Below are 12,431 nucleotides of genomic sequence, written 5' to 3'. Positions count from 1 at the left end.
TCGATTTTTTGTAATTGTACAAATTACGCAAATTTTCACTCTTTGTCAAAACAGTCTTAAGATATTGATTTACAATATATAATGACTAAACACATTAAAGTTTTGAAAAACATTTAATCTTTAAAGCTAAAAAGAGAAAGTAAAACGAAGATATTTTATGGGGATCATAATCATAAAAACTACCAAACAAAATATTAAATAACCCTTTAACATTTCCAAAACATAGTTTTCTTTTAAGAAAATTATGCAAAATGTATTTAATGAAAACCTAAATGCTTTGTTTTTCAGGACCTTATTAAAATTTAAAGGCACCCCCCCACTTATAAGCGTTTTTTAAGGGTATTCGATATGCAACATTAATCTCGAACATGTACAATAATGCCCAAAAGGGGAACATCTTTTGATCGAACTAGTACTTACCATTATTTTAGGCATTGGCGTTTTACTATTTTTAGTGAGTTATCTCACTTATATAGTTACCGGCTTTAAACACCATTTTGTGACGGGAGTAATCGCAGCATTACCTGTGCTCAACGTAGTTACACTGCCTTCACTTTGGGATAAAGGAAGAGGAAAGTTCCTGATGGGTCTAGTAGGATTAGTTCTTGCGGGTGGATCATGGATCCTGGGGGCCAATAAAACTGTTAATAATTACCTTGCTCAAAGAAATAATATTTCTGCAGAAACTGTAATACGCAGTGCAGATAATACGCAGCGCATTGTTACAAACAACGGTAATGCCTCAAACAACCTCACTTCTTCAAGAACACAATACAACCCTATTGATGAATCCAAGATGCTTGGCCTACCTAGCAAAGCGTTATATTCGATGCATTTTGACCCAGTACCCGTTAATCAAATAAGTACATTACAAGGCCGTATAGTCAAAATAACCAATCAACAAAATGAAGAGATTGAAGGTCGAATTAAAACAGTAAGTGCGAGTAGTGTGGTGGTTGAAGGAGAGTATGAAAATGAAATTCCGATTGCCACAATTAAACAAGTATTGCTTATGGTGAAGAAAGCAAACCGATGAATTGTTATGTATACCGCAGTAATAAAAAACAAGGTATGTACCTCTACCTCGTTGAAAAAGACAATTTCGATGATGTGCCTGAGTCTTTAATGAAATTATTAGGTGAACTCGTATTCTCTTTTGAGTTTGACCTAAGCAAAGACCGTAAACTAGTAAAAGCGGAATCAGAAGAAGTATTAAGAATACTAAAAGAAAATGGCTATTTTTTACAGATGCCCCCTGCCAAAAGTGAGCTTTTTGGAAACAATGAATCTCTAAACTGATCTAGACATAATTTTGTTCCATAAAAAAAGCCGCTATCTTTCGATGCGGCTTTTTTCATTGAAGCAATTATTGCTTCAACTTATAACTTATCTGTACTACTGAGTTACAACTTCTAAAGTTAAAGTATCAGAATAAGTACCAGCCAATACAACTCCAGTAATTGCCGGTGAAATCATGTTAAATGCGCTTGCAGCATTATTACATGTGGTTAATGTTGCAGTGTTAGTAGCACCTGACGTATAAGTAGTACCTGCCCAGTTTACAGAGTAGTTATCAGAACCATGTAAGTACAAAGCAGCATCTGTATTATGCTGTAATCTAAAATCATTATCTGAAGTAACAGTTACCACACAACCACCCGTTGTATTTGCTTCTGTTCCTAGTGTACCAAGATTAGTTGTCGCACCATTTACATCAGCTTCAGCAAGACTTACCGCGGTAGTTCCAGAAAGGCTGCCTGTTAGGTTTACATACGCATCTTTAGTTACATTAATTTCAATTTCTGTAGTATCTGATGCCGCAATAGCGAATGAGCTAGTTGCTAAAAGAACAGCAGACGCAAGAATAGACTTAGTGAATTTCATTGTTTTTCCTATTTTTTATTGTAAAGGGTTTGTTTTGGTTTGTTGCTTTAGTTTGTAAAAGGTAACTAGTAATTTTTATATTGTGACCTTGGATATATCTTATGCATTTTTAGCTGAACGTTTCCTGAACATATCATTCAGTTTTCTACCGTATGTCTATAACATAATGTTAAAATGGCTATACAATGGGGTTTTGGTTATTCATCTATAATTAAGTTACCGACTTGATGAACTTTTCCTTTCAAATCAGGAACGCTAATCTGAATGTCATTCATATCAGGATAATCGAATAATTCTAACTTATATGTTCCAGCGGGCATCGAGATGACTCTAAATCTACCTGCCTTATTAGAGAAGAAGGCAATAGTCTTCGCTTCTTTATTCTTTGCATCGATTGTCCCAGCATCATTTGCTTCACTGTTTACAGCAGAACTAACAGGTATCCATTGACCACCTTTAAAGCCTAGAGGTTTATTAGCAGTATCAACTAACATCCCATCTAATATAGTCTGTGGTTCTCCGCCTGCTTTAATCAAGAATCCTTGGTGATACTTTGGTAATACTTCAAATTCTGTTTTCTCAGTATCGTAACCATTAGGTAGGGTGCTTTCATCGATATTAATATTTTGATATCGATAAGAATCTAAACGCACAATTGCGCTATCACCTTTACCAGGTATTAAAGCCGTATAGTTATCGGGCAAACCAGTATCATTATCTTCAGAGTATCTAAAACGATTATTGCCGTTATTTATTGCTATAGGGGCTTCCTGGTTAGATGGCCCCGTAACCAATGCAAAACTATCATTGATAGGATAAGACGTTGCGCAGTTTCCACCCACACAGGCTAAACTGGTATTAAAGCCAACAGTTAATTGCTGCGTGTTATCACTATCAGACATACTGTATCTATTATGTGCAGCGAATGTAGATTCAAATCTGTTGTGTCTGTATTGAACGTTAAGATTCTGCTGTCTTGTATCATCATCTTGATAATGTTCTAAAGACCCTGCCAAACTGTTTGTGCCCACTAAACTTGTTGGTTTTACACTTAATTTCGATTCTAGAGTGCTGTCTTTGGTATTCACTAATACATCGAGACTCTTTTTTCGACGGCTTGATTTATGTGATAAAGGAACAGAGAGCTGCATGCTCATTGAAAAATCATCTTCACTGTCATATCGCGCACCTAAACTGAGAGACACACCATTATCAAATCGCCTGGTGGTATTCAGGCTTGCATAGATATTTTCATCGGCATCATAGTAATCGGATATTCCAAGGTTTAAATAACCATTCCACTTTTCACTTAAGTTCAAACTGAAGTTCGTTTGCAAATTCGACTTTAGACGTTGATTGCTTACTTCTACGATATTGCCTAATTCATCAACCGTATCTAATTGCACTTCATTAATTTGTGAAAAGTTTTCACTTCGATATTCGCCCGTAATTGTCCAACCATTCAGAAAGTCATTTATCGGTGGTTCAAGTCCGAGCATATCTTCGCGTAAGGTATCTAGACTAATATATTCTCTTTTCCTATTGGGTCTAAACTCGAAGCTTGTCGCATAACCTGTATCCTGATTATCAGCACCGCCACTGACGGCAAAACTGTTCTTTATTGAGCCTAAAGCCACAGATGTTAAAACTTCAGTTCCCAATAAGTAACTATTAGGGGTGATTTGAGCGTCTACGCTCAATGTAAGGTCTTTTGTTAAACCTTTTTGATAGTAGCCACTTAGGATCAATTCGTCTTCTAAACTATCGTTAGTGTAACCTTCTTCATTACTCAAATAACCGACACTGAAAGCATACAGAGACAGGCCCGATTTTAGTAAATGAGAATCATAAAACTGCTCACTACTTTTAACTGTGATTTTTCCAAACTCATCTTTTATACGAACCCGTATATTATTTGCACCGTTATATAGACCAATATCTTCTAAAGAATAAACCCCTTCTTTTAAGTAAAAACGACGGATTAATTGATTGTTTATGAATACTTCAACTTCCGAGTCTGAATCAAGAACCAGTGATTCATTCGCTTGTGGTCTTATCTGCAACTCAGGATCCATAAAGAACTCTTTGCTGACTCTGATGCCATTGAGCGAAAGGTTTTCCTGAAAGTTTCTATTACCGGAAGATATATTGCCTAAGGTGAAACGTTTTAATTTTTCAGGTTGGTCAAACGTCAGCGTAGTATTGCTAAAGGTGTATTCTTCATCACGTACATCGACTGTTGTTTCTAATACTTTATCTCCAATATTCAAGCTACCTTCCAGTTTCATTTTGAAGTCAGTGTCACTTTCGTTTTGAGAATTGAAGCCGACAGTTGTGTAAGCATTAATAAAAGAACTGATCTCATTCGCCTTAATTTTATTTTCGCTTCTGACTGATGCTTTCTTTTTACTGATCATGGACAGAATATTGGGCCTTCTTAATTCATTCTTGATGTTTAAATCGAGACTTAAATTAGTGGGGTTATATTCGGCATCAATTCCCATTTCACTTAAAACAGCAAACTGGGTTTTCTTCTGTGTCTTCAGTTTTTCGTTTACTCGAAAATAGACATGCTCTTTCAATACATCTTTGAGTAAAACAAGTAATGGCTCTGTTTCTACTTTATCCAACACGCCTTGATCATTACTAAATAGCTTTAATTCACCCTTAGTAGAATTATTCACTCTCAATTCTGCTGTGACTTCTTTAGGTGTGCTGACTGTCTTTTTTCCGAATGCTTTTGCAAATAATGCATTTAAATCATTTGCTTTAGCAGATTTTGGAGAACTTTCTTGTTTATCATCACTTACTCCCTGACTTGAAAGGGCTGTTGTATTTGTATTTTGAGAGGATGGAAGCGTACTTTCTGCTTTAGTGGTTACGGTCTCTTCCCTGGTACTACTGAGTACTTCAACTCTAGCTGGAGTTTTAATAATTTTATTGGCTATAAGTGGGGGGGTGGCTTTACCTTTATCATCTATATCGACATAAAGATTATCTGCCTGATTATTTATGGTTTTTTCGTAAACTGATTCGGTTTTCTTTATAACAGTAGGTGTTATTGGTTCATCTGTCTCTGTTACAGGAATAGCTTCTTCGATATTTAGACTTTCAAAGAAAGCAATTAAAGCAGGGTCATTTTTATTTAAATCATCAGTGATTTTTGGACCTGCAGTACGTGTTTGTTTACGCTTTTTCGATGGCATCTCTTTATTTAAAAGAAGCTTACTTTTTTGAGTAACAGTAACTTGTTGCTGAGACGCTTTTGTTTTTGCTTGAGTTGAAGATTTCTCGGCAGAAGTCAGACGATGATAAAAGGCAGCAATTTCAGCATCTGATATTTCATCGGCTGATACAGTTAAAAATGGTAAAAAAACCGGGAAAACAAACAATAAAAAACCAGCAACCCATGAAGTAACTTTGATAACGCTACAATGGGTGATTTGCTGGTTCATTGTTAATTAATTCACGCGTTTATCGATAAGGAGCCGTTGTATAGCGGTGAATCAGTTAATGAATTGTTATTTAGGGTACTTAATTTCAGCTTTCCACGCTCCATCCCTGAAATTCTTCGGTAATGGTATGAAAAAGCGCTTTGTCGCTCCTCCTAGAACATTATTGCCTTCCAGCCCCAAAATCTGATTGCCTTTGAGTTGGATCGTTTGTCCACCATTGCGTAAAATCAATGTAGCGTAACGCATCAGCTGGTGCTTATTGCCTGTGTTTGCAACAGTAATCGCCAACTTATTTCCCTGACGCTGAACACCTTTAACTACTAAGTTACTTTTTGTTCCATTTGGCTGAACATACAAAGCACCTACGAGTGTCATCAACATCTTTACACCCGTTGTATTTTTCTCTTCGAGTGACACATAAACCTGTTCTGCAATTAATCGATATGCTTGTTCACGTGGTAATTGTCCTGGACCCAACCATTCAACTCTGACTCTTTGAGTGGAGTTAGCAGGAATAATTGTTTGCGGAGGATAAATCATGAAATCCTTATCGGCAGGCTTTCTGACTTCTTTATTATTGATTTGTTGTCTAGTGGTAACACTAAATTGAACCGCGATTGGCTTGTTACTTTCGTTAGAAACTCTAACAGATTGTTTTGCGCCACCGCCAGATGGCTTAAGCACCAACGATAAAGGATTCATCTGTAGTGCATGACTACTTAAAGTCATGAGTAAAAAGAAAACACTAATAATAGTTTTAATCAGGAAGGTGTTATTTTTGTTGTCCATATTGTTCATTGTTTACATCCGGCTTGTATTATTGTTATTTTTTCTTAAGCACGCTCAATCCTAAACGTTACTGAAATCAATATACAACGCGTTTTCTTTACCTAGGCTTAACCATATTTATTTTTTCTAATTTTTCTTTTGTTTAATAGCTTAGTTGGCTTGTACTCATTTCTCGTTTAACTCTATGATACGCTTGAGAGGCGTTAGACCTTAAAATTCAATCTTGCTCTAGGTTATAAAACATGGAAATCAGAATCGGAATACTTCAATGCGATCACGTTGCAGATGATTTAATCAAAGATCATGGTGACTATCAGGATATGTTTACTGATTTAGTTCTATCTCAAGATGATGAGATTGAAATCAGCGTATACGATTTAACGGCTGATCAGTTTCCTATAGATTTGAATGCGTGTGACGGCTACATAATTACTGGTAGTAAGTTTAGTGCGTTTGAAGACATTCCCTGGATTCATAAAGCCAAAGATTTGGTGAAAGATCTATATCAGGCTCAAATACCCACAGTTGGTATTTGCTTCGGTCATCAACTCATTGCCGAAGCATTGGGCGGTAAAGTAGAAAGAGCGACAGATAAAGGTTGGGGTGTTGGTGTACACCAATGGCAAATTAAAAACCAACAAGAATGGATGAAGAAGAATCCTTTGGAATCAATATCTATGCGCGCTAGTCATCAAGATCAAGTAGTGGAAATGCCGAAAGACGCCACATTAATTGCTGGTAGTGACTTCTGTCCCATTGCAGGGTTTCAGTTAAATTCTGTTGTTACGTTTCAAGGACACCCTGAATTTTCAAAAGAATATTTAGAAACTTTAATTACAAATCGATTAGATCGCATTGGTGAAAACACTACTAATGCCGCTATTGAGTCATTAAAGAAAGAGGTCGATGGTAAAACCGTTGGTTCCTGGATGGTGGATTTTATTAAGAACTCTCGTGCATAATTTACAAACTACTATCTATCTTCTTTCAACAGGATAAATCCGCTAACTACATGAAACTGAGAAAATACACCTATATAGTTTTGGGTTGGCTAAGCTTTGCTATCGGCTTTCTTGGGATGTTTGTGCCATTACTTCCAACAGTCGTATTTTGGATTATTGCCGTTTGGCTCTGGTCTCGCGGTGCGCCTGAGCTCATGCAAAAAGTGTATGACAACGCTAAGTATGGCTCTCAGATAGAAGCTTTCATGCTGCATGGCGTGGTTTCAAGAAAGGGTAAAATAGCGGCCGTTGTTAGCATGTCTATTAGTTATATCTTGTTTCAGTTTTTTGCAAAGCCAGCCTTTATGGCCGGAGCAGGGGTAGCTATTGTCTTAAGTGTAATTGCTATCTGGTTAGTCACAAGACCTGAACAACCAAAACAAGATCATTAATTTACTTAAGCCACCCCCCTACTTTGAAGCAGTTTTTTATAACAACAAAGTAAATACCAAAGCAATAAACGCAGGTAGTGCCTGAAACACAACAATCTTCTTACTCACTGTCAGTGCGCCAAATATTCCCGCAACTATCACGCAAGTAAGAAAGAATATAACAATAGAGCGCCCACTTTCACCGAGGCTTAAACCCCAGATTAGTCCAGCTGCTAAAAAACCATTATATAAACCCTGGTTGGCCGCCATTGCTTTTGATTGGGTGGCAAATTCCTGAGTTAAACCAAATACTCTTCGTCCCATTGGTTTATCCCATAGAAACATTTCCAGGACTAAAAAATAGATGTGTAGAACGATTACCAGTGCGGTAAAACCTATGGCTAGCATTTGCATAAAGACTACTCAGAGAAAAATTTATTTAACGTCAGTCTTACAATAGCCTAACAAAGCCTTTTCAACAGCTTTAAGTGCATGAATTTTTGTTGTATCAAAAAGTAGGGCAGTTGTATGTTCCGGTTTAACCAGCAATGTAATTTCAGTACACCCAAGAATAATCGCTTCAGCACCCTGTTCCACTAAGGAATCAATAATCCGCAAATATTCCTGTCTTGATGAATCTGCGATATTTCCCAAACATAACTCATCGTAAATAATTTGATGAATGATTTGTTGATCTTGCTCGTTTGGAACCATCACATCCAAGCCATACTCCCTAATCAAACGGCCTTTGTAAAAATCCTGCTCCATGGTAAAACCAGTGCCTAAGAGAGCAACTTTATTAAGGCCTTGTTTTACAATTTCTTCTGCCGTCGCATCAGCAATATGTAAAAGCGGAATAGAAATGCCTTGTTGTATTTGCGGCGCAACAAGGTGCATAGTGTTGGTACATATCAGTATAAAATCAGCACCTGCTTTTTCTAATCCCTGAGCAGCAGCTTTTAGTATTTCAGCTGTTTCATCCCATTTTCCCTGATGCTGAAGTTTTTCAATTTCTGAAAAATCTACGCTGTGCAAAACAATCTTGGCAGAATGTAATCCGCCAAGATTTTGTTTTATCCCTTCATTTATCCAACGGTAATAAAGCTCTGTAGACTCCCAGCTCATTCCGCCTAACAAACCTATTGTTTTCATCTTTCATAACCTTTATTAACTATTCGGGAGCCAATCTATAACGAAGTAAGACTTTTATAGTCCTGGAACTATACGATCTTCAGGATAGCTCACGGAGTAACCATACTTAATATTCACTGACTGTTTTGGTAATAAGTTAATGTCCCAACTCGACACTCCTTTCTTACCATCTACATCTGTATTGGTAGGAAGGTCTCCCAGTATTTTAATTTTAAGTTCTTCGTTAGATGAAACAGGCAATACATCCTGTATCACTAATGGATAAGCTTTATTGTGGTTACTGTTTACGCTGACTTTGTAATGTCTTTCAACAACCTTCTTTTTACCAAATAATAAACCGTCTTTTCGTTTCTGATCTGGGTCAGGTAAAAATTTGATTTTCACTTTATCGTCTTCACCAAATGATAGTTTTATTTCTTCGCCTGATTGTTTTTGAGATAAGAAAGTACTGCCGACAAAACTACCGTTTCGATAAAGCGACATACTGCCGGCCAGTAATGGTGTTTCATCCTGGTATTTTGTAGTAGCAAGAATCATCACTCTAGGATCCATTCGAGGTGCGCTAGCAAGATTAATCGTTGATTGTAAATCTTGTGATGTCAGCGCGAAACGTCGCTTATTACTGCCAGAACCTAAACTGATATTTCCCGGAACTTTATATTCCGCAGAAAAATCTGCACTGATCAAACGGCTTTGTTGTTGCTGCATACTTTTCTTTGGCGCTCTTTTGACGGGTGAAGGCATAGGAGCTGCCAGTGCCATATCTGCCATATTGCTTTTCTTCATCATCATGCCAGCGCTTTCTGCTTGTACCATAGGCATAGCTTCTGGCATAAAATCTAAAGCCCAGGGTTGAAGTACAGGTAATTGAGAGCCTGCGCTAGGACGCAGGGTAGATAACGTTACATCAACACCCGTCCAGTCTTCACCGGTTCGTTGACTAATTTGGGCTAAGGTTTTTAATTTAATGTCGCCAGTTTCTGTATCTAAATCAGCATCGTAAACTGGCTCCCAGCGGGCCCCGTTTATTTGATAAGTAAGATTTAAGGTTAACTCCGTCGCTCCATTAGATTCGACTTGTAGTTTTGCACTTCTGGTTTCTTTTTGATTCGTAGCAACCAGCTGAAGCTCACGTTTCAATTGATTTAATGTCTGATCTTTCTCTGAAAGCGCAATTTCAGACTGTCTGATTTTTTCTTGCACTTCAGCAGTTGCAGAGTCTAATGTATCCCATGCCTGCTTCCACTGCTCTAAAGGTAGATTCGTGTAACTTCCACTTTTAACTTCTTCATTTTTTTGCTTCGTATTATTACTACCTAAAACCATCTGACGAATAAATTGAAGTTGTGTCTTATTACGACTTATATCATCTCGAATACGTTTTTGTTCTAACTGAACATCTTCAATTTTTTGACGTAATTCTTTTTCCTGTTGTTGCACTACATCTCTTTTAATATTCTTGAATAGCTCAATGCTACCAAGTGATACATCTGCCTGACTTTCACCAGAAACACGCAAAGATGCCTCATTTAAGTTTAAAGGCAAATTTTCTATAACCACTTCATTATTGCCCGGATTTAATGAAATCTTGCTAACTCGCGTTACTTTGGCGCTACCCGGATATACAGTGACCGCTTCAATGCTAGATTCTGCAACGATGTCATCTGCAAATGCCAGTGATGAAAATTGAGCAGAGAGTAGTAAGCCAAATAATGCAGTACTACTCACTAGTTTTAATGGTGAAGATGACTTGAATATTAAGCCAGAAGTATTCTTAGACATTTTTATACCTTTTGTTGTGTTCATGTTCATGTGAATATGACATCACTATAAAGAACGAGACTTTTAATTCGTTAATCAAGTGTAACAACTTTGTAAAAAGAATGTAAAAACCTAAAATAAGAAACCATGGAACTCATAGATAGCCATTCACATATTGATTTTGCAGAGTTTGATCATGATCGCACTGACGCTATCCTGCGTGCTAAAGACGCAGATGTTTCTCATATTATCGTTTCATCGACAATTGCAGATCGTTGGCAATTGATTACAAACATCGTTGAAGCTACACCATCAATATGTCATGCAGCTTATGGTTTACATCCGATGTTTATGGATGATGTAAACAATGATGATCTGGATAAATTAAAACAGTATTTACAAGAGCATAAAGCCGTCGCAATAGGGGAGATTGGTCTGGATTTTTTTATCCCCGAAAGTCATCAACAACAGAACAAACAAAAGCAAATAGATATATTCGTCGGGCAATTAGCCATTGCTGATGAGTTTCAGTTGCCGGTTATTATTCACGCGCGTAAATCACTCGATATAGTACTAAAACACCTCAGACAATTTCCTTCTTTAACTGGATCTATTCACAGTTTTTCGGGTAGTGAACAACAAGCAAAACAGCTGATAGATCTGGGTTTTTATTTAGGATTCGGCGGACCTATTACTTACACACGGGCAACTCGATTACAACAGCTTGTAAAAAAACTGCCCCTGGACAATATGTTGATAGAGACCGACTCTCCGGATCAACCTGACTCATCTCATCACCAACAACGTAACGAACCAGCTTATTTACCTACAGTGGCAAATACCATTGCAGAGATTCGCGGTATAGACATCAATCAGGTAGCGAGTGTAACAACGACTAATGCGAAGAGGTTGTTTGCGTTATAATCCTGCGTCAGATTATTAGATGTGACCTTATGATGAAAACACTCTCCACCATAATTATGGGTATCGTTATTTTAGCTGGATTGATACTCGCGGTAACACCATTCGTTGCTGATAAGTTTTTCCCCGTGCCTGAGAATGCTACACGTGTAGCAAAACCAGAAGCAGCTGTAATGGCGCTTCAGCAATGGTTTCAATCACCCGATGCCTTGATCACGGATGTACAAGCCATTAACAAGTCGGGCAATGAAGCTTCATCATCCTGGTTTTCATTTAGTGTTGGTCGTCGCCCAGTTGAAAAGTACATTATCAATAAAAAATTATCTCAAAATACGCTGACGCCAGAAATTTTAGAATCCACTTTCTCTACAAATAACCCACCAGCCAGTTGGTGGCATCCCACTGCTGTGAATCAGGAAACCTATTTTTCTGGCACTGATCAGGGACGTTCTGTGGCTTTAATATATAACCCTGATACTAAACGTGGTGTGTTGGTAACCAGCACTAAAAAGCTTAATTAAAAAAGTGCCTCAAAGTAGGGGGGTGGCTTTATATTTAAAGTATTACTGTTTAAAGTAGGTTCATGAGCAACTCACCCGAACAAGACTTTGTTACCTTCAAAGCAAAGATAAAAACACTGTCTCTATCAACGCTGACCGCAACAGGTCGACCCAACATCAGCTATGCACCTTTCATAGAAGATGAAAACGGCTGCTTTTATTTGTTCCTAAGCCAGTTGGCCAGCCATACACAAGACCTTCTTAATCAACCAATGGCGAGTATTTTGCTGATAGAGGATGAACAGGATGCTCGACAGCTATTTGCCAGACAACGTATTAGCTATGATTGCGATGTCAGTATCGTTCAATCTGATGAAGCCTGTTATAGCGATAGATTGGATAAATTTGAGCAGTCTTTTGGTAGCATCATTCCATTACTGAGAAGCCTGCCAGATTTTATTCTATTTAAACTAACACCAACTGAAGGACGTTATGTTCAAGGCTTTGGTAAAGCCTATCAACTAACTGGTGGAAGTTTAACTGAACTGGAACATGTCAGTGCCTAAGCACATCATAGCGAAGTAACACGAACGTAGT

At 37.6% G+C, this 12,431-nt stretch carries 13 protein-coding genes; 7 read left to right on the top strand and 6 right to left on the bottom strand.

Annotated elements, in window-relative coordinates; translation table 11 throughout:
- Positions 1 to 400: 400 nt before the first annotated feature.
- Positions 401 to 1,036: a hypothetical protein gene (locus EV695_RS04560; RefSeq protein ID WP_131904718.1), complete on the top strand. Its 636-nt coding sequence runs from the start codon at positions 401 to 403 to the stop codon at positions 1,034 to 1,036.
- Positions 1,033 to 1,299 (top strand): YcgL domain-containing protein, encoded by a 267-nt coding sequence (locus EV695_RS04555; protein ID WP_131904717.1) that lies wholly within the window; start codon positions 1,033 to 1,035, stop codon positions 1,297 to 1,299. Before EV695_RS04560 ends, EV695_RS04555 begins: the two co-directional genes overlap by 4 nt.
- Before the next feature lie 96 nt (positions 1,300 to 1,395).
- On the opposite strand, the gene EV695_RS04550 is transcribed toward EV695_RS04555, so the two are convergent.
- From EV695_RS04550 to EV695_RS04540, 3 genes are all read right to left on the bottom strand, one after another.
- On the bottom strand, positions 1,396 to 1,884 hold the full coding sequence (locus tag EV695_RS04550) for a hypothetical protein (protein WP_131904716.1): 489 nt from the start codon (positions 1,882 to 1,884) through the stop codon (positions 1,396 to 1,398).
- A gap of 197 nt (positions 1,885 to 2,081) precedes the next feature.
- Complete coding sequence (locus tag EV695_RS04545; protein WP_131904715.1) at positions 2,082 to 5,339, bottom strand: fimbria/pilus outer membrane usher protein; 3,258 nt, start codon at positions 5,337 to 5,339, stop codon at positions 2,082 to 2,084.
- 66 nt (positions 5,340 to 5,405) lie between these two features.
- Complete coding sequence (locus tag EV695_RS04540; RefSeq protein ID WP_131904714.1) at positions 5,406 to 6,137, bottom strand: fimbrial biogenesis chaperone; 732 nt, start codon at positions 6,135 to 6,137, stop codon at positions 5,406 to 5,408.
- A gap of 233 nt (positions 6,138 to 6,370) precedes the next feature.
- Between EV695_RS04540 and EV695_RS04535 the strand changes: the two genes are divergently transcribed.
- Entirely contained in the window at positions 6,371 to 7,090 is a 720-nt protein-coding gene (locus tag EV695_RS04535; RefSeq protein ID WP_131904713.1) for a glutamine amidotransferase-related protein, read from the top strand.
- Between the two features lie 50 nt (positions 7,091 to 7,140).
- The gene (locus tag EV695_RS04530) at positions 7,141 to 7,521 is read left to right on the top strand and encodes a YbaN family protein (RefSeq protein WP_131904712.1); all 381 of its coding nucleotides are present in this window, start codon (positions 7,141 to 7,143) and stop codon (positions 7,519 to 7,521) included.
- Positions 7,522 to 7,557: 36 nt separating this feature from the next.
- Here the strand turns inward: EV695_RS04530 and EV695_RS04525 are convergent, their stop codons facing one another.
- Genes EV695_RS04525 through EV695_RS04515 form a run of 3 tightly spaced genes read right to left on the bottom strand, consistent with a single transcriptional unit; the run spans position 7,558 to position 10,434 of the window.
- Positions 7,558 to 7,914, bottom strand: a complete 357-nt coding sequence (locus EV695_RS04525) for a DUF1304 domain-containing protein (protein WP_131904711.1) — start codon at positions 7,912 to 7,914, stop codon at positions 7,558 to 7,560.
- Positions 7,915 to 7,935: 21 nt separating this feature from the next.
- Positions 7,936 to 8,652 carry an aspartate/glutamate racemase family protein gene (locus EV695_RS04520; RefSeq protein ID WP_131904710.1) on the bottom strand — a complete coding sequence of 239 codons (717 nt, stop codon included), beginning with the start codon at positions 8,650 to 8,652 and terminating at the stop codon, positions 7,936 to 7,938.
- 54 nt (positions 8,653 to 8,706) lie between these two features.
- The gene (locus tag EV695_RS04515) at positions 8,707 to 10,434 is read right to left on the bottom strand and encodes a mucoidy inhibitor MuiA family protein (RefSeq protein ID WP_165874617.1); all 1,728 of its coding nucleotides are present in this window, start codon (positions 10,432 to 10,434) and stop codon (positions 8,707 to 8,709) included.
- A gap of 126 nt (positions 10,435 to 10,560) precedes the next feature.
- Between EV695_RS04515 and EV695_RS04510 the strand changes: the two genes are divergently transcribed.
- The 3 genes from EV695_RS04510 (at position 10,561) to EV695_RS04500 (ending at position 12,400) form a co-directional block, all read left to right on the top strand.
- Positions 10,561 to 11,337 (top strand): TatD family hydrolase, encoded by a 777-nt coding sequence (locus EV695_RS04510; RefSeq protein ID WP_131904708.1) that lies wholly within the window; start codon positions 10,561 to 10,563, stop codon positions 11,335 to 11,337.
- 29 nt (positions 11,338 to 11,366) lie between these two features.
- On the top strand, positions 11,367 to 11,855 hold the full coding sequence (locus EV695_RS04505; protein WP_131904707.1) for a hypothetical protein: 489 nt from the start codon (positions 11,367 to 11,369) through the stop codon (positions 11,853 to 11,855).
- Positions 11,856 to 11,917: 62 nt separating this feature from the next.
- Positions 11,918 to 12,400: a HugZ family pyridoxamine 5'-phosphate oxidase gene (locus EV695_RS04500; RefSeq protein WP_131904706.1), complete on the top strand. Its 483-nt coding sequence runs from the start codon at positions 11,918 to 11,920 to the stop codon at positions 12,398 to 12,400.
- Positions 12,401 to 12,431 lie beyond the last annotated feature (31 nt).

The organism is Cocleimonas flava, from assembly GCF_004339015.1.
Lineage (GTDB): Bacteria > Pseudomonadota > Gammaproteobacteria > Thiotrichales > Thiotrichaceae > Cocleimonas > Cocleimonas flava.
Note: the sequence above shows the minus strand (reverse complement) of the source record. Positions and strands in the feature narration are given on the sequence as shown.

Excerpts from the sequence above, each read along its gene's own strand:
- EV695_RS04555 (WP_131904717.1), top strand. The coding sequence starts at position 1,033 with ATGAATTGTTATGTATACCGCAGTAATAAAAAACAAGGTATGTACCTC.
- EV695_RS04550 (WP_131904716.1), bottom strand. The coding sequence starts at position 1,884 with ATGAAATTCACTAAGTCTATTCTTGCGTCTGCTGTTCTTTTAGCAACT.
- EV695_RS04545 (WP_131904715.1), bottom strand. The coding sequence starts at position 5,339 with ATGAACCAGCAAATCACCCATTGTAGCGTTATCAAAGTTACTTCATGG.
- EV695_RS04540 (WP_131904714.1), bottom strand. The coding sequence starts at position 6,137 with ATGAACAATATGGACAACAAAAATAACACCTTCCTGATTAAAACTATT.
- EV695_RS04535 (WP_131904713.1), top strand. The coding sequence starts at position 6,371 with ATGGAAATCAGAATCGGAATACTTCAATGCGATCACGTTGCAGATGAT.
- EV695_RS04530 (WP_131904712.1), top strand. The coding sequence starts at position 7,141 with ATGAAACTGAGAAAATACACCTATATAGTTTTGGGTTGGCTAAGCTTT.
- EV695_RS04525 (WP_131904711.1), bottom strand. The coding sequence starts at position 7,914 with ATGCAAATGCTAGCCATAGGTTTTACCGCACTGGTAATCGTTCTACAC.
- EV695_RS04520 (WP_131904710.1), bottom strand. The coding sequence starts at position 8,652 with ATGAAAACAATAGGTTTGTTAGGCGGAATGAGCTGGGAGTCTACAGAG.
- EV695_RS04515 (WP_165874617.1), bottom strand. The coding sequence starts at position 10,434 with ATGTCTAAGAATACTTCTGGCTTAATATTCAAGTCATCTTCACCATTA.
- EV695_RS04510 (WP_131904708.1), top strand. The coding sequence starts at position 10,561 with ATGGAACTCATAGATAGCCATTCACATATTGATTTTGCAGAGTTTGAT.
- EV695_RS04505 (WP_131904707.1), top strand. The coding sequence starts at position 11,367 with ATGATGAAAACACTCTCCACCATAATTATGGGTATCGTTATTTTAGCT.
- EV695_RS04500 (WP_131904706.1), top strand. The coding sequence starts at position 11,918 with ATGAGCAACTCACCCGAACAAGACTTTGTTACCTTCAAAGCAAAGATA.